The organism is Anaeromonas gelatinilytica (genome assembly GCF_016820635.1).
Lineage (GTDB): Bacteria > Bacillota > Clostridia > Tissierellales > SIT17 > Anaeromonas > Anaeromonas gelatinilytica.
Genome location: NZ_WSFU01000129.1, coordinates 1 through 17,207, shown reverse-complemented (window position 1 = coordinate 17,207; position 17,207 = coordinate 1). Strand labels below are relative to the sequence as shown.

Genomic DNA, 17,207 nt, shown 5'->3' with positions numbered 1-17,207 from the left:
TTATTTATTGGGAGTAGTATTTTAATTATAATGAATTTTAAATATTTAAAATTTATTATAATATATTCTATATTACATATTACTATAGATACATTAAAAAATTTAATAGAAAGTAAAAAATTCAAAGAAGAAATTATTGGAAGTATAGATACTAAATTTTATATGATTTATCAAATATCTCATATTATAATTATATATATTCTTGGAGAGTTATTTATTGGTAAAAAATTAAATTATTGGATAAATATATCAGATGAATTATTAAAGTGGTTATTGTTATTGATTATTATAATAAAACCAGTAAACTTAAATTTTAAAATCTTATTTCAAAAATATGCTCCTGAAGAGTTTGAGGAAGAAAGAAATACTATTGATGGTGCTGGAGCAATAATTGGTAATTTAGAACGATTGTTAATAAGTGTTTTTTTGTATTATAATCAGTTTGGAGCAATAGGACTAGTTTTTACAGCTAAATCAGTGGCAAGATTTAATAAAATTTTAAAGTCCCCATCTTTTGCAGAATATTACTTAATAGGTTCACTTTTCAGTATCATCTCAGTCTTAGTATGTTATGCAATTGTTTTTGGTTAAATATATGGTTATTGATTTATAAGTGATAATATATATTTTCAGGCAATCTTAAGATTTTAATAATATGAAATTTAAAAACAAGTCTTAATTTTATGGTTTAATCAGAAGTAAAGAGAGGAGTTATTTTTTATGCGCAAAAGAAAATTAAGATATGGGAGAATTATAATTATTTTACTTTTATTATATGTCTTCAAAACTTATATAAGTGGATATAATATTTCGGAATTCATGGAAAGTAAATTACATGAAAGTGATTCTATTACTGATTCACAGCAAAATATAGATATTGAGACAAATAATGATTTTGAAATCAATGATTTATATAGTACTCAAGCTATTTTAATTAATCTTAATGATGATAAAGTTTTATTAGAGAGTGGGAGTGAAGAAAAAATTTATCCTGCATCTCTTACCAAAATTATGACTGCAGTTGTTGTATTAGAAAACATTTCTGACTTTAAAAGAACTATTTCTCTTCCTGAAAGTATGTTTTCGGATCTATATGAAGCCAATGCATCTATGGCAGGATTTTTGCCTGGTGAAAAAGTAACTGCGATGGATTTATTATATGGAGTTATTCTTCCATCTGGAGCTGATGCAGCTATAGGTTTAGCTATTGATATTTCCGATTCAGAAGAAAATTTTGTTAACTTAATGAATAAAAAAGCTAAACAACTTGGAATGAAAGATACACATTTTGCCAATGTTACTGGCCTTCATGATATTAATCATTATACTACAGTAAAAGATATATCTATATTGTTGGAATACGCTTTAGAAAATGATATTTTCCGTGAGGTATTTACTTCTGATCATTATTCTACACTTCCTACTAATTTACATTCTGGAGGAATTACTCTATCAAGTACCATGTTTAAAAAAATGGACAAAAGTGATTTTGAAGGTGGAAAAATTCTTGGAGGTAAAACTGGATATACAAAAGAAGCTGGATTATGTTTGGCGAGCTTAGCTGAAAAAAATGGAAATGAGTATATTCTTGTTACTGTTGGAGCTGAAGGTAATCCTCAGACAGAGCAGTATAATATTATAGATGCTTTTACAGTATATAATAAATATTTAATAGAATAGCGTAAGTTTTGTAGTAGTCTAAAAGAAAATATATATCTAGGATTGTAAAGATTGAAAAAAAGTATGAATTGTGATTTCTAAAGATGATAACTATGGAAATGTATGATATTTGTTCTGGATTTTACGGATATATATAAGTTAAAAAAGAGGAGAAATAAAATGGAATATAAAATATTAGTAGTTGATGATGATATGGATTTATGTCGGTTGGTAAAAAAATATTTGGGGTTAGAGGGCTATGATGTTGTTGTTAAGCATGATGGAAAATCTGGGTTAGTAGAGAGTCAAATTAATAAATATCACTTAATTATATTGGATGTTATGTTACCTAAAATGAATGGGTTTGAAGTTTTAGCTGAAATAAGAAAAAGTAGTTCTGTTCCAGTTCTCATGTTGACAGCAAAGGATAGTGAAGTAGATAAAGTTTCTGGATTAAGAATAGGTGCAGATGATTATATAACTAAGCCTTTTAGTAATAGTGAATTTATTGCAAGAGTACAATCAATAATACGACGATATATGGTTTTAAATTTTCAATCTCAATCTGAAGAATCTATATTAACTGTGGGGAATTTGTGTATTGATGTTTCAAGAAGAGAAGTTTATAAAAATAACATGTTGATTGAATTAACAGCTAAGGAGTTTGACTTACTTTATTTTCTAGCAAGTAATAAAGGAAAAGTTTTTACAAAAAAGCAAATTTACCGTGCTGTATGGAATGATGAATATGCTTTCGATGATAATAATATTATGGTGCATATCAGACGGTTGCGTAAAAAAATAGAATCTACTCCAGAAAATCCAGCTTATATTTTAACAGTATGGGGTGTGGGCTACAAATTTGGAGGTAATGAAAAATGATAGAACATATTATTGTTTCTCTATTATTTTTTTGTGCTTTAGGACAGTTTCTTTATATATTACGAATGAAAAAACAAGAAAAACAATGGGTTTCTATATTGAGGAGCAATAGATATGGCAATAAACAAAAAATATTTGTTAATGACATTGATTTAATGGAAGATATTGGTTATGAATTGAATGCTATTATTGAATCCTATAGTTTGAGAATTGAACAATTAGAAAAAGCAGATGAAGCCAATAAACAAATATTAACTAGTTTATCCCATGATGTTCGTACTCCTCTTGCTTCACTTCTTGGATATTTAGAAGCATTTCATAATGGAATTGTTTTAGAGGAAGAAGAACGTCAATATATAGAGATAGCATATAGAAAAGCAAATGATTTGAAATCTTATATTGATATGCTTTTTCAATGGTTTAAGTTGAATTCAAATGAACAGAAATTTAATTTTAAGAAAGAAGATATCAATGAACGTACTAGAGAGATTATTATTGATTGGATACCAATTTTTGAGAAGCAAAGTATTTCTTTTAAAGTAGATATTAGTGAAGAACAGATGATTGTAAAGCTTGATCCTATGGCATATCGTCGTATATTGAATAATCTTTTTCAAAATGCTATTAATCATGGTAAAGGAAACTTTGTATCGGTTTCAATTAAGAGAAAAGAAGATAGTTGTATTATTGAAATCATGAATAATGGACAAAGCATACCATCAGAACAATTATCTTATATTTTTGATCGATCGTATAAGTGTGATGGAGCACGTTCTGATAAGGGGAGTGGATTAGGACTTGCTATTACAAAGGAATTGGTTAATGTTCATAAGGGAAAAATTTCTGTAAAAAGCAGTCTTGATAGTGGTACTGTTTTTTCAATTGTTTTTCCTTGTGTAAATTAAGAGAAAAGTAAGATTTTATTAAGAGTTGTGCAAGATTGTTTTGATATGATTAGTGTTATATAGGAGGTAATGATGAATGACAGAATATGCTATAGAGACGAAACAACTTACAAAACTTTATGGAGAAGAAGTTGGAGTAAATAATCTTAATTTACATGTTGAACATGGAAAGATATATGGATTATTAGGGCGAAACGGTGCTGGAAAAACAACAACAATGAGGATGTTATTGAATCTTGTTAATCCAACTGATGGTAAAATTTATTTGTTTGGAGAGGATTATAAAAATTGTCCTGCAAAGATATTTCGGAAAATTGGTTCAATTATTGAGACACCAGGATTTTATGAAAATTTAACTGCTCGAGAAAATCTTCAAATTCTTGCCATGTTACGAGGTAAACATCGAAAGGACAGTATTGATAATGCCCTTCGAATAGTAGGATTACTAGATGAAACGAAGAAAGTATTTTCCGATTATTCTCTAGGGATGAAACAGCGCTTAGGAATTGCTGCTGCTATTATGCATGAACCAGAGCTACTTATTCTTGATGAGCCAATTAATGGACTTGATCCAATTGGTATTCATGAAATTCGTAATTTTCTTCTTTCATTTTGCAAGGAAAAAGGCACAACAATATTAATATCAAGTCATGTTTTAAGTGAAATTGAACAATTGGCAGATGTAATAGGTGTGATGCATGAAGGACGTTTGATTGAAGAAGTAGATATGAAAGAACTTCATAAACGTAATCGACAGTATGTTGAATTTAGGATATCAAATGAGAACATGGCTTGTGTATTGTTAGAAAAACATTTTAATATAAATGATTATACTGTTCATGAAAATAATACAATACGTATATATTATGGAATTGAGAAAAGAGGAGAAATTAATAGGTGCTTTGTTGATAATGGATTATTGGTTACTAAAATGAATATTAATGAGGAAAAATTAGAGGAATATTTTTCAAATTTGATTGGAGGTGGAAAAATTGGTTAATCTTATTCGAAGTGAGCTTTTAAAATTAAAACGGTCTAAAATGATTATTATTAGTATATTAGGTGCAATGGTTACGCCAATTATGGTTTTTGTAGGAGTATTGAAAGCAAAGTTTACCACAGCTGATAAAATCGTTACTTATGCAGATATTTTTTCGGAAAGTAATCTTTATATAATGCTTTTATTTGGAGTGATAGTTTATACTGTAATAGGTTCTTATTTATTTAGTCGTGAGTATGTGGAAAAAACTTTAAAGATTATATTAACAGTACCAGTATCAAGAGTGACTTTTATTGTAGTTAAGTTTCTTATGCTTTTAGTTTGGATAATAGCACTTACAGTTATTACATGGGTTTGCTCATTATTCTTTGCCGTTTTAAGTAGAGCTTCTGAATTTAGTATGCTTATTCTTAAACAATCAATTATTGAGTATTTTTGGGGAGGAATATTACTATTTTTAATGATTTCACCATTTGTATTTATTGCAATTTATAGTAAGGGTGTTGTTGTACCAATTATTACTGCTGCTTCAGTAGTAATGATAAACATTGCAGTGTCAAATGAAAACTTAGCAGCATTATTTCCATGGACATCTTCCTATTTATTAGTAACAGGACAGATAGAAAATACGGGTTATCCTATGTGGTTAGCTATTTTTCTAATTTCATTAGTTTCGTTGTCAGGATTTATTTCGAGTGTGATTTATTTTAAAAAAGAAGATATTGTATAGAGTATAAAGAAATTTGAATTTTTAGGTCCCTTTCAGAAAAGTGAAATGGATTATTCTATGTAAAGATTTATACTAATATTTAAATTATTTCAAAATTTTTATCAAAAAACTTAAGAGAAGAGGGTGGAAATAGGTTAAATTGTTGACAAAATAACAAAAAATATATAATATAAATTGATAATGATTATTATTATTAATCGAAAGGAGAGGTTCTTTTGCTATGTAATTATGTGATTGTATTGGAACAGGGTGAAGTTATTCAGCAATATTCATTGGAGAGAAGAAGTGATGAGTAAAAGTATTAGTGAACAATATATGGATTCTATTATGAATGAGCTTTCATGTGAAATCACTGAATCTACATTTGGGAAGTGTTATCATATTAATTCGAATTATGGTAAAGGAAAATTGGAATTATTTTTTATTGAGAAAGGATTAGAAGTTTCTCGAAATCTTCAAATGGAAGTTCCTAGTTTAGAAACACAGATATTTAATGAAATGCCAGATGCACTAGAAGTTGGATATATGTTTGAGGGGGAAGTAACAATGATACCTTATCCAAGGGGAAATATTTTTAAGGTGAAAGAAGGAGATGTTTTTATTTACCGTATGAAGAATAGTGCAGAAAAGTATTATGTTAATTTTAAACAGTCAACTAATATTTCTATAACTATGGATCCTAAGGTCATTGAAAATGTATTGAAACCTCAGTGGATTAAAAAGGGAACTTATGATTGGGAAAATCAATTAGATCATTTATTTAAAGGAAAATATATTTTAGTTCAAAAGGCTAATGTAGAGTTTAAACGATTAGCGAAAAGGATTGTTGAGAATTCCATGGAAGATTTGATGGATTTTATTACTATGAAAGGATATGTTTTTGAGTTTTTGGCAGAAGCTTTTCGACTTAGGGATAGTAATTTGAAAGTTCAAAAGACTAATATTGAAGAGAAAGTAAAAATGGTGAAAGATGTATTATGGAGAGAGTATGCTAATCCTCCGATTTTGGATGAACTTGCTGAATATTTAGGGATATCTAAATATAAATTACAAAAAGCATTTAAAGAAGTTACGGGAGATACTGTTTATCATTATATTTTGAATATTCGAATGAAAAAAGCAGAAGAAATGTTGAAAAATTCAGAAATGTCAGTATTAGAAATTGCTCATGATGTAGGATATGATAATCCAAGTAAATTTTCTAAAATTTTTAAAAGAAAATACAGATGTACACCGCTAAAATATAGAAATAGCCGAATTTAATTATTGGGCTATTTCTATATTGTTTAAGAGTAGAATATGAGAATGATTATCAATATAATGAAATTAGAAAAAATATATGGAAGGAGAAAAAAATGAATTTTAAAGAAAATTTTCAATTTTTAATGAAGGAATCTGGAAAACATAAAATTAAATTATTTATTTCATGTTTGTTTAGTGTAGTAAGTTCAATTCTTTCGATTTTACCTTATTTTTTAATTTATTATATTGTGATTGCATTGATTCAAGAAGATGTTAATCATAAACAAGTTCAGTTTATAGCTTATGGTTTAGGGGGAGTTTTAGTATTACGACTTATTTTATTTTTATCTTCTGGAGTGTTTTCACATATTGCGGCATTTAATATACTTTATGAGTTAAGAATGAAAGTTGTTAAACATATCTCTACTTTAAATATGGGATTTTTTACTGGTCAAACTATAGGGAATGTTAAAAAGACAATTAATGAAGATATTGAAAAGTTAGAGAATTTTATTGCTCATCAATTACCTGATTTATCTGCGGCAATTATGACACCTCTTGTTGTGATTATATATCTATTTTTTTTAGATTTTAGATTAGCTTTATTGATGTTTGTACCAGTTATACTAGGGGTAATGTGTCAAATAATTGTATTTAAAGATTATTCAGCCAATATGAAAAGGTATCATGAATTATTGGAAAGAGTTAATAAAACAATTATTCAATTTATTCATGGAATTACTGTTATGAAAGCTTTTAATGTGACTGCAAAAGGATATAAACAAATGAAAATAGCTACAGAAGAGTATGCTGATTTTTGGGAATGGTATGCAAAAAAAGCTTCTCCATATTATGCGGCTTTTCTTGTGATTATTGATTCAGGATTACTATTTATTGTTCCTTTTGGTGGTTGGATGCTTATTAAAGGAATGATTACTATTCCAACATTTATACTATTTATGATTTTAAGTAATGTATTTTTAAGTTCTTTTAAAGTACTTATTGAATTTGCAGGTAACTTTTCTATGTTATTGGTTGGAGCAGGACGAGTGCGTGATATATTAAATATGGAATCTCAAACTAATGGAACGAAAAAGCTTGAAAGTGTTCAAGGAGCAATCTCTTATAAAAATGTTACTTTTAAGTATGATCAAGAAGAAGTGATTAAAGATTTTTCGTTAGAAATTCAACCCGGTGAGGTAATTGCTCTTGTAGGTCCATCTGGATCTGGGAAAACGACTGTTGGTAAACTAATTGGTCGATTCTGGGATATCCAAGAAGGAGAGATTAGAATTGATGAAAATTTAATTCAAAATATTGAAATATCTTCTTTGATGGATCAGGTTTCATTTGTATTTCAGGATGTATTTATGACTCATGATACGATATTGAACAATGTGAAAATGGGTAAAGAATATTCCTTTGAGGAAATTCAACAGGCTTGTAAAAAAGCTTATATACATGATCTTATTATGAGTTTACCAAATCAATATGAAACGAAGCTTGGAGAAGATGGAATTAAATTGAGTGGAGGGGAAAAGCAACGTATATCTATAGCAAGAGCTATATTAAAGGGAAGTCCTATTGTTATTTTGGATGAAGTTACTAGTTATTCAGATATTGAGAATGAAAAACATATACAAAATGCATTACAAGAATTGTTAAAGGATAAAACAGCTATTATTATTGCACATAGGTTGTATACTATTAAAGATGTAGATCAAATTATTGTGATGGATGAAGGTTCGATTGTTGAAAAAGGAAGTCATGATGAACTAATGAGTCAATGTGGACTTTACCGGAAATTATGGGATTTATATGATGAAAAAACATATGTTGAAGAAAGGGGTGCCTAAATTGTTAAGAAAGTTAAGATTTCTTTTAGGGGATGATATGAAGCATCTTAAAAAACCTATTATATTTTTAATTTTCGATGCTGTCTTTAATATGGTTGGTTATGGCGTATTATTTACTGTGTTGCTAGATTTATTAAATCAATCCTTTACAATTGATAGAATCTTTTTGTATACAGGAATTATGCTTATTGCGGTAATTGGAAGATTAATTTTAAATTCATATGGTTATGCTGAAATACAGAGTCAAGGAGCAAGAACAGTTGAAAATTTGAGAATTTCAATGGGAGATCATATTCGCAATTTTAATATGGGTTATTTTAGTAAAAACAGTATAGGCTCATTATCTAATGTTATGCTTAATGATCTTAGAGATTTGGAAACTATTATTACTCATAATACATCAGATTTAATCAAAACATCTATTTTGGTGATTTATATATTAACAATAAGTTTTATTATTGATGTTAATTTGGCATTGATTCAATTAGCTATTGTACTTATTGGACTTCCCCTTGTTTTTATTGGTGGAGGACGTGTGAAAAAAGTAGGTAAGGAAAAGAAGAAAGTGATGAATAGTGTAATTTCAAGAATTGTTGAGTATTTAAATGGGATGACATTATTTAAAGCTCATAATATGACTGGTGAAAAATTTAAAAGAATGGAACAATCTTTTCAAGACTTTAAAAAAGAAAGTATAAGAACAGAAGTGTCCATTGTTCCTTTTGTAATGATATTTCAAATTTTTGTAGAATTATCATTTCCTTTGATTTTAGTTATTGGAACTTGGCGTTTTACACAGGGATTATTAGGTGCTCAAGAATTTCTTACTTTTATTATTATTAGTTTGGCTTTGACTAATGTGTTTCGTACTTTTGCACCACTTTATGGGATTTTTAGATATTTAAGTTTAGCAACAGATAAATTAGTAGAAACTTATCAACAAAAGCAGATGACTTATTCTCAAGATGATTTTGTAATGAAAAGAGGAGAAATTAAATTTGAAGATGTTTCTTTCGCTTATGAAGAAGAAAATGTATTAAAGGATATTTCATTTATTGCAAAAGAAGGATCGATGACTGCTCTCATTGGGCATTCAGGATCCGGGAAAAGCACAATTCTTAATTTGATTGCACGCTTTTATGATGTAGATAATGGGGAAATTACTGTAGATGGTATAGATGTTCGTCAGGTAAAGCCAGATGCTTTAATGAATTCTATTGCCATGGTTTTTCAAGAGGTTTATTTACTTAATGATACTATCTATAATAATATTCTAGTGGGTAATCCAAAAGCAAAAAAATCAGATGTTATTGAGGTGGCAAAAATTGCTCATTGTCATGAGTTTATTATGAAATTAGAAAATGGCTATGACACTATAGTAGGTGAAGGGGGTTCTACAGTATCTGGGGGAGAGAAACAGAGAATATCTCTTGCAAGAGCATTACTTAAGGATGCTTCTATTGTATTATTAGATGAGGCAACGGCTTCTTTGGATGCAGATAATGAATACAAGATACGACAATCAATTCAGAAATTAACAGTAAATAAAACAGTGATTGTTATTGCTCATAGATTAAATACAATTAAGGAAGCAGATCAAATTATTGTGTTGAATCAAGGAGAAATTAAAGAAATTGGAAATCATAAAACTTTAATGGATCAAGAAGGATATTATTATCGTATGATACAAGAATTAGAACAAGCTAAAGAATTTAGTTTAAGTGTATAGGAGGAAAAATTGTAGACACATCATGTTAAATATTATAAAACCATGAATAAAAAAATGATGTGTCTACAGATATTTAGGAAAATGAATTTATATTTGGTGAAAAGAAAAAATAAGTATTATAATTTTTGTTTTTTATTTCCATTTGACAAGTAGATAAATAATCGTTATAATTTATGGCAATTAATTTTTATAACGATTGTGATTACACTTTAATAAAACGTGCAACGTTTTATTTTTTTTATTATAAGAAATAATATTTTAAATCTAAACTACATCTATTTAGTAGAATAAATACTAGAATATTATGATTAATGTGATAAAAATAAATGTAAAAGGAGAAAACTTATGGTGGAAGGTAGTTTAGCAATATTAATAGCTTTTATATTGTATTTAGGATTGATGTTGGGAATAGGTGTTTATTATTATAAGAAAACAGCAAATTTATCTGATTATGTGCTAGGAGGTAGAAGGCTTGGAAGCTGGGTTACTGCTATGAGTGCACAGGCTTCGGATATGAGTGCATGGCTTTTGATGGGACTTCCAGGTGCTGCCTATATTTCAGGATTTGGATCTATATGGTTGGCATTAGGTTTAGGAGTAGGTACATTTTTAAATTGGCAGTTTATTGCGAAAAGACTTAGAAAATATACTGAAATAGCGGGAGACTCATTGACACTTTCATCTTATTTTGGAAATAGATTTAGAGATGATAAAAATACTTTGAAAGTGATATCTTCTATTATTATTGTATTTTATTTTGCGGTTTATACAGCATCAGGATTTGTAGCAGGAGGAAAACTTTTTGGGACAGTATTTGGCTTAGATTATACTTTAGCTCTTACTATAGGAGCTATAGTTATTGTAGGATATACGTTTTTGGGTGGATTTATGGCAGTTAGTACTACGGATTTTATTCAAGGAATTGTCATGTTTGTTGCTGTTGTAGTTTTACCTATTGTTGGTATTTTTACAAACGGGGGACCATTTAATATTTTAGATAGTATTAGAAGTATGAATGGAGAATTCTTAGTTCCTTTTACCGATGCAGAGGGTAATTCATTAGGATTATTGGTAATTTTATCATCTCTTGCTTGGGGATTAGGATATTTTGGACAACCTCATATATTAGTTCGTTTTATGGCTATAAAATCTTCTTCTCAGATAAAAACATCAAAAAAAATTGCTATGTCTTGGGTTGTTATAAGTTTAGGCGCAGCTATTGCTATTGGTATGGTAGGAAGAGTTATTATTCCAGAAACTTTATTAGATTCTGAACAAGTATTTATGATTATGATTGATGGATTACTTCCTTCTATTATAGCAGGTGTGTTTTTAGCTGCTGTTTTAGCTGCTATTATGAGTACAGCAGATTCACAGTTATTAGTTACTGCATCAGCTTTTTCAGAAGATCTCTATAAATCAATTCTTAATAAAAATGCAACACAGAAGCAACTTTTAATGGTGAGTAGGATTACTGTTTTAGCAGTAGCTGTTATTGCATATATTATTGCATTAAATCCAGATAGTTCTGTATTAGATATTGTTTCTAATGCATGGGCAGGATTTGGATCGGCTTTTGGACCGGTAGTTTTATTTTCATTATTTTGGAAGAAAATGACAAAATTAAGCACTGTATTCGGAATGATTGTTGGAGGTGCTACAGTATTTATTTGGGGAAATTTAAAAGGTGGAATATTTGAATTATATGAAATGGTTCCTGCTTTTCTTTTATCTTGTATAGTGATTATAGTAGTAAGTATTTTAGATAAAGAACCTTCTCAAGAGATTCAAGATGAATTTGATTCAATTGTAAAATATAAATGTTAAATGTAATGGGGAGCCTTTTAGGCTCCCTTTAAATGTAGATTTTTGTTATAAAATATTATTATATTATCTATATTTTTTAATATTCTTATTGTTATGTACTGAGTAAGCAGCGATAAAACATGTTAAAGGTATAGTAAAGATAAGACCTATACTTCCACATAAAGATCGTATTATTTCTACTGCTAAGAGTTCTGTATTTATAGAATATAAAAAATTTGAATCAGAGGAAAGATATATTATTAATAGAGGCATAAAACTACCTACATATGCTAAAACAAGAGTATTTACCATTGTGGACATAACATCTTTACCAATTTTTAATCCTGATTCAAATAAGTAAATAAATTTTATATTTGGAGACTGACTTTTTATTTCAAATATTGAAGATGTTATTGACATACTTACATCCATGACTACACCGATAGTTCCTATTATAATAGCCCCCATATATAAACCTTTATAATCTAGTTTAATACCTAGATTTGATACCATAAACATAACGTCTTCATCTGCTAAACCTGTTATTCTAGTTAAATTTATATATATATGAGATAGTACACCGGCGGTGATTGTACCACCGATTGTGCCTAAAATAGCAATTAATGTTTTTCTTGTAAACCCTGCTATTAATATAAAACTTACAACGCTAATTAAAATGGCGGAAATTATTGAAATAAATACAGCATCATATCCCTTTAACACTGAAGGAATTAGAAATTTGACAATAATCAATCCAGAAAAAATGAGTGCTGTTAAAGATAATATTCCCTTTAATCTACCAAAGATAACTAAAGAAACTAGAAAGATTATTCCAAGAGTTTTTAAATGATTTACTCTCCAGATATCAACTATATTCCCGCTTAAAGAATTATTGTCTAAATGCAATTCTACCAGGACTGTGTCGCCTTCTTTTAACATGAATCCATATAGTGAATATTTATCTACGGATCGTTTTATAGTTATAACTTCATTCTTATGATTTCCTTCTAATATTTTGGCCTCTATTAATTGATTGTTTATTTCAGATTCCTCTTTAGAATAATTATTTATAACAGAAATAACTTTTGCTTTAATTTGATCATCATTAGATGAAGCCCAAATAACATTAGATATTAAAATGAAGATTATCATAATGGAAATTGTTTTTTTAACCAAAATATCACCTCCATTTTAATAGTATGAAAAGGATTGGACAAACAGAACCGTTTTTAAAACTAAGAAAAGATATATTTTAAAAATAAAAGGACTTATTTTGTTAAACAATGTAGTAAAAATAGTGAAAAATAATTGTTTTAATTTTAAATATTTTTGCATAAAATGGAATGTAAACTTATTAAAAAAATAGAGGATTTATTTTAATTTTGTTGTAGGTAAAAGAGGTGATGTCATGGATAAGGAATTAGATAACCCGATTGAAAATACAACAGAAGAAAAAATAGGAGATGATATAGATAAAGAAGAAGAAAAAATAGAAGAGGATTTGGAAAAGAATCTAGAAGAAAGTTCAATAAAAAAGTATAAAAAAATTATTATACCTATAATGATTTTTCTTTGTACTTTAATTATTATTTATTTTGGAATGGTAAAATATTTCATGAATCATTTTTATTTTGGGACTAAAATCAATGGTATTGATGTTTCAGGCCAAACAGTAGAAGAAGTGAAAGTGGTAATGTCGTCTCAGCTTAAGTCTTATACATTGAAATTAAAAGAACGGGGAGGTAATATTGAAGAAATAAAAGCAAAGGATATAGGATTAGAATATAGTTCGGATAAAGAATTTGAAAAATTTAAAGATAATCAAAATCCTTTTAAATGGGTTTTAGAATGTTTTAATGGGAAGGATTCTAAAGAAATAGTAGAAGTTTCATATGATGAAAAATTACTGAAAGAACAAATAGATGAACTCTCATTTTTTAATAGTAATAATGTAATTGAACCTCAAAATGCTACTTTAAAGTATGTAGATAATAAATATGAAATAGTAGATGAGGTATTGGGAACAAAAGTAGATAAAGATATTTTATATTCTCATGTAGCAGATTCAATAGTTAGTGGAGAAACTGAAATAGATTTAGAATCAATAGATTGTTATGTAAAGCCTAAATACACTTCAAATTCTAAAAAAGTTGTAGAAACTAAGAAGACACTTGATAGATATGTATCTTCAAAAATAATATATACATTTGAAGAAGGAAAAGAAGTTTTAGATGGTTCTATAATAAATAAATGGCTTAAAGTTGATAAGAACTTTAAGGTTAAAATTGATGAAGAAAAAGTGAAAGAATATGTAAATGTACTTTCTGAAAATTATGATACAATAGGTAAAACGAGAAATTTTGTTACATCATCTGGAAAAACAATAAGAATAGGTGGTGGGGATTATGGCTGGTATATTAATAAAACTAAAGAAACAGAAAATTTAATTTCAGCCATAGAAGATGGAAATACGATAACAAGGGATCCAGAATATAGTCAAACTGCTTTTGTTCATGGTAAAAATGATATTGGAAATACTTATGTCGAGATAGATTTAACTAATCAGCATATATGGTATTATAAAAATGGTTCATTAATAGCTCAAGGAGATATTGTTACAGGTAATATAAGTCAGAACCATACGACACCTCCAGGAATTTATAGGTTAAAGTATAAGGTGAAGGATGTTATATTAAGAGGAGATGATTATGCTTCTCCTGTTACCTTTTGGATGCCTTTTAATGGAGGTATAGGAATTCATGACGCTACTTGGAGAAGTCAATTTGGAGGCCAAATATATAAGACAAATGGCTCACATGGTTGTATAAATTGTCCATATGATGTAGCTAAGGCAATATATAATAATATTGTACCAGAGACTCCTGTTATTTGTTATTAGTAGTTTAAAATTGTAAAGTGCACTCAAAAGGTTAGATATTGAATTTAATCTAATCTTTAAAGGTGCACTTTATATATTTCATTATAAGTATTTCTAAAAGGTTTTATTATTGGATGTTGTACATACCATGGCTTTGCATATAGTTGAAAACACCCTCACCATGTTGTTGTTCTTCTTTTTGTATGTGATTAAGTGTTTGACGTATATTTGCATCTCTAAATTCAAAAATTGCTGTATCATATGTACCTGATACATACTTTTCTGTCATTAGTATATCAGTACAGAGATCAGCATCCTTTTGACTATTCATGCCTGTACTTTCATTTTGTTGAGAACTTTGAGGATTTGCTTGTTGATTTTGTTGTTGGCTTTGTTGTCCTCCCATATTTGGCATTTGTCCAGACAAAATCTGATTGATTGTATTAAGATGTTGTTCCTCCTGTCCTGCATATGTTTTAAATAATTGTTTAAGTTGTGGATCCTGAGCTTGATTTGCATAATCATTATATTTTTTTATGCATATCTCTTCATGACTCTTTTGATCTTCTAAAAGTGTTCTTTCTTTTTGATTAAGATTAATAGTCATTTTAAATACACCTCCTAAAAATATCTTTACAAATTTATAGGTATATTATTCATATTTTTTAGTAAAGTCGTTAGATTTTTAGTGTCAATACATTATGATTTATCATGTTTGTATATAATATTTAAATGTGTTTGTAAATAATAGAGATATATGGTATCATATTAGTACTTAAAATGGATGGAGGGTTGCTTAAAAATGTGTGGAATATTTAGATCTCGATTTTATACTTTATATAACTAATTTAATAGTGTTTAAAGGCTCTACTTGTGTGTAGAGTAGTCGGGATTAGTCTGCCTATTTTTAAGAAAACCTTATTAATGATAGAGATAAATATGTTAAAGAGGGATAGACAAATCTACCCTTTTTTTGTATGTGTTTAAATATAATGAAAAAGCCAATGTTTTTAATGAATACATGAAATTGTAAGTAACATTTAAAAGTTTTTAAAAAGCTCTTAATGAAAATATATTATGGGTTGTTTTGTTGAAGAGATTTCTTTAGAATTTTTTAAGCATATTTATAAAAATATAAATAGGGATTTCTTCTATATTTTTAATGATTTTTCCGATTATTCAATACACAGGTAGCCAGCCTGTGTATTTTTTTATAGAGTAAAAAATGAGATAAATTTTATTAAAAAAATACAGGAAATATAGTAAGTAGTAATTAAAAATTTAGTTTTCAAAGAATATGACTAATGAAAATGGGAGGTATTTGTATGATATTAAATGGTTGTATTTTCTATATTAGATTGAGAGGATAAGGCACGGTTCGTGACCTAGCCTTTTCAAATAAAAATAAAAATTTTTAATATGAAATTTGAATAGTCATGATCCGTGCTATTTAGAAATTTAAAATAGCAAATTAAGGAGAATGATTAATGAAAAGAAAATTAAAATATACACAAAATTTTTTAAAGAGTGATCGATTAGTAGAAAAATTGATTAAAACAAGTAATATAGATTCTGATGATATAGTTTTTGAAATAGGACCAGGAAAAGGCATAATTACAAGACAGTTGTCTAAATTATGTTCAAAAGTAATAGCTATAGAATATGACAAGAAATTGTATGAAAATTTAAAGATATGTTTAAGTAGTTATGATAATGTGGAATTGGTTTTTGGAGATTTTTTAAATTATAAATTGCCATATAAAGAGAAGTATAAAATATTTTCTAGTATTCCTTATAATATAACAGCACAAATATTATCAAAGATTACTTCAAGAGATAATCCACCTGAAGAGACATATCTAATTATTCAAAAGGAAGCCGCACAAAAGTATGCAGGTTTTCCATATAATAATGAATGTCTTAGATCGCTTATGATAAAACCATATTTTGAATTATCAATTGTTTATGGGCTTAAGAAAACAGACTTTATACCTGTACCAAATGTAGATAGTGTGCTATTAAAGATAAAAAAAAGACAAGAATATTTGATTAATAGAGAGTATCTTATAGAGTATTCTGATTTTATTTCTTATATATTTTCTCAACAAGGAAAAGATCTTAAAAAAAGACTAAAAAAAATATTTACTCATAAACAATTTAAGAAATTATCTCAACAATTTAAATTTGGTATATCTGCGAGACCCACAGAAATAAAATTAGAACAGTGGATTGGATTATTTGAGTATTATATTAAAGGAGTTTCTATAGAAAAGAAACAATTAGTAAAAGGTGCTACAAATAAATTAATATCTCAACAAAAAAAGATTGATAAAAGGCATCGAAGTGTTATCAGTAATTGACCATGCATTAAGGCGCAAACACCCTCTGAAATCTTCGATTCAGAGGGTGTTTGCCGTATCAGGAGTTTCTTGGTTTTTAATATATTCTTTTATGGTCTCAATAGGGGCTCCGCCTGATGAAAGAAGAAGATAGCTTCTGTTCCAAAAATAAGGTTTCCAA

At 27.9% G+C, this 17,207-nt stretch carries 15 protein-coding genes; 12 read left to right on the top strand and 3 right to left on the bottom strand.

Annotation, left to right across the window (positions count from 1 at the left end; all coding sequences use genetic code 11):
- Window positions 1-30 precede the first annotated feature (30 nt).
- From GOQ29_RS11790 to putP, 10 genes are all read left to right on the top strand, one after another.
- Window positions 31-591 carry a hypothetical protein gene (locus GOQ29_RS11790; protein ID WP_203372864.1) on the top strand — a complete coding sequence of 187 codons (561 nt, stop codon included), beginning with the start codon at window positions 31-33 and terminating at the stop codon, window positions 589-591.
- Between the two features lie 129 nt (window positions 592-720).
- Window positions 721-1,680 (top strand): D-alanyl-D-alanine carboxypeptidase family protein, encoded by a 960-nt coding sequence (locus tag GOQ29_RS11785; protein ID WP_203372863.1) that lies wholly within the window; start codon window positions 721-723, stop codon window positions 1,678-1,680.
- A 159-nt stretch (window positions 1,681-1,839) separates the two neighbouring features.
- Window positions 1,840-2,541: a response regulator transcription factor gene (locus GOQ29_RS11780; RefSeq protein ID WP_203372862.1), complete on the top strand. Its 702-nt coding sequence runs from the start codon at window positions 1,840-1,842 to the stop codon at window positions 2,539-2,541.
- Window positions 2,538-3,446 carry a sensor histidine kinase gene (locus tag GOQ29_RS11775; protein ID WP_203372861.1) on the top strand — a complete coding sequence of 303 codons (909 nt, stop codon included), beginning with the start codon at window positions 2,538-2,540 and terminating at the stop codon, window positions 3,444-3,446. Before GOQ29_RS11780 ends, GOQ29_RS11775 begins: the two co-directional genes overlap by 4 nt.
- A gap of 76 nt (window positions 3,447-3,522) precedes the next feature.
- Window positions 3,523-4,446 (top strand): ABC transporter ATP-binding protein, encoded by a 924-nt coding sequence (locus tag GOQ29_RS11770; RefSeq protein WP_203372860.1) that lies wholly within the window; start codon window positions 3,523-3,525, stop codon window positions 4,444-4,446.
- Window positions 4,439-5,176, top strand: coding sequence for an ABC transporter permease (locus GOQ29_RS11765; RefSeq protein ID WP_203372859.1), 738 nt, complete (start codon window positions 4,439-4,441; stop codon window positions 5,174-5,176). Before GOQ29_RS11770 ends, GOQ29_RS11765 begins: the two co-directional genes overlap by 8 nt.
- Window positions 5,177-5,464: 288 nt before the next feature.
- Entirely contained in the window at window positions 5,465-6,439 is a 975-nt protein-coding gene (locus GOQ29_RS11760; protein ID WP_203372858.1) for a helix-turn-helix domain-containing protein, read from the top strand.
- A 92-nt stretch (window positions 6,440-6,531) separates the two neighbouring features.
- Window positions 6,532-8,274, top strand: a complete 1,743-nt coding sequence (locus GOQ29_RS11755; protein WP_203372857.1) for an ABC transporter ATP-binding protein — start codon at window positions 6,532-6,534, stop codon at window positions 8,272-8,274.
- A gap of 1 nt (window position 8,275) precedes the next feature.
- On the top strand, window positions 8,276-10,003 hold the full coding sequence (locus GOQ29_RS11750) for an ABC transporter ATP-binding protein (RefSeq protein ID WP_203372856.1): 1,728 nt from the start codon (window positions 8,276-8,278) through the stop codon (window positions 10,001-10,003).
- Between the two features lie 345 nt (window positions 10,004-10,348).
- Window positions 10,349-11,830, top strand: coding sequence for a sodium/proline symporter PutP (gene putP, locus GOQ29_RS11745; RefSeq protein WP_203372855.1), 1,482 nt, complete (start codon window positions 10,349-10,351; stop codon window positions 11,828-11,830).
- Window positions 11,831-11,893: 63 nt separating this feature from the next.
- Here putP and GOQ29_RS11740 read toward each other — a convergent pair whose 3' ends face one another.
- Window positions 11,894-12,985, bottom strand: a complete 1,092-nt coding sequence (locus GOQ29_RS11740; protein WP_203372854.1) for a YibE/F family protein — start codon at window positions 12,983-12,985, stop codon at window positions 11,894-11,896.
- 232 nt (window positions 12,986-13,217) lie between these two features.
- Here GOQ29_RS11740 and GOQ29_RS11735 point away from each other — a divergent pair, with 232 nt between their 5' ends.
- Complete coding sequence (locus GOQ29_RS11735) at window positions 13,218-14,708, top strand: L,D-transpeptidase family protein (RefSeq protein ID WP_203372853.1); 1,491 nt, start codon at window positions 13,218-13,220, stop codon at window positions 14,706-14,708.
- 106 nt (window positions 14,709-14,814) lie between these two features.
- Here GOQ29_RS11735 and GOQ29_RS11730 read toward each other — a convergent pair whose 3' ends face one another.
- Window positions 14,815-15,294: a spore coat protein gene (locus GOQ29_RS11730; protein WP_203372852.1), complete on the bottom strand. Its 480-nt coding sequence runs from the start codon at window positions 15,292-15,294 to the stop codon at window positions 14,815-14,817.
- Between the two features lie 880 nt (window positions 15,295-16,174).
- Between GOQ29_RS11730 and erm the strand changes: the two genes are divergently transcribed.
- Window positions 16,175-17,047, top strand: coding sequence for a 23S ribosomal RNA methyltransferase Erm (gene erm / locus GOQ29_RS11725; protein ID WP_203372851.1), 873 nt, complete (start codon window positions 16,175-16,177; stop codon window positions 17,045-17,047).
- Window positions 17,048-17,086: 39 nt separating this feature from the next.
- On the opposite strand, the gene GOQ29_RS11720 is transcribed toward erm, so the two are convergent.
- Window positions 17,087-17,207: transposase (locus tag GOQ29_RS11720; RefSeq protein WP_203372850.1), on the bottom strand; the 121-nt coding region annotated here is incomplete at its 5' end.

Bases quoted from the DNA above. Each gene is read 5' to 3' on its own strand.
- putP (WP_203372855.1), top strand. From the start codon at position 10,349: ATGGTGGAAGGTAGTTTAGCAATATTAATAGCTTTTATATTGTATTTA.
- GOQ29_RS11770 (WP_203372860.1), top strand. From the start codon at position 3,523: ATGACAGAATATGCTATAGAGACGAAACAACTTACAAAACTTTATGGA.
- GOQ29_RS11760 (WP_203372858.1), top strand. From the start codon at position 5,465: ATGAGTAAAAGTATTAGTGAACAATATATGGATTCTATTATGAATGAG.
- GOQ29_RS11735 (WP_203372853.1), top strand. From the start codon at position 13,218: ATGGATAAGGAATTAGATAACCCGATTGAAAATACAACAGAAGAAAAA.
- GOQ29_RS11780 (WP_203372862.1), top strand. From the start codon at position 1,840: ATGGAATATAAAATATTAGTAGTTGATGATGATATGGATTTATGTCGG.
- GOQ29_RS11790 (WP_203372864.1), top strand. From the start codon at position 31: ATGAATTTTAAATATTTAAAATTTATTATAATATATTCTATATTACAT.
- GOQ29_RS11755 (WP_203372857.1), top strand. From the start codon at position 6,532: ATGAATTTTAAAGAAAATTTTCAATTTTTAATGAAGGAATCTGGAAAA.
- GOQ29_RS11775 (WP_203372861.1), top strand. From the start codon at position 2,538: ATGATAGAACATATTATTGTTTCTCTATTATTTTTTTGTGCTTTAGGA.
- GOQ29_RS11785 (WP_203372863.1), top strand. From the start codon at position 721: ATGCGCAAAAGAAAATTAAGATATGGGAGAATTATAATTATTTTACTT.
- erm (WP_203372851.1), top strand. From the start codon at position 16,175: ATGAAAAGAAAATTAAAATATACACAAAATTTTTTAAAGAGTGATCGA.
- GOQ29_RS11730 (WP_203372852.1), bottom strand. From the start codon at position 15,294: ATGACTATTAATCTTAATCAAAAAGAAAGAACACTTTTAGAAGATCAA.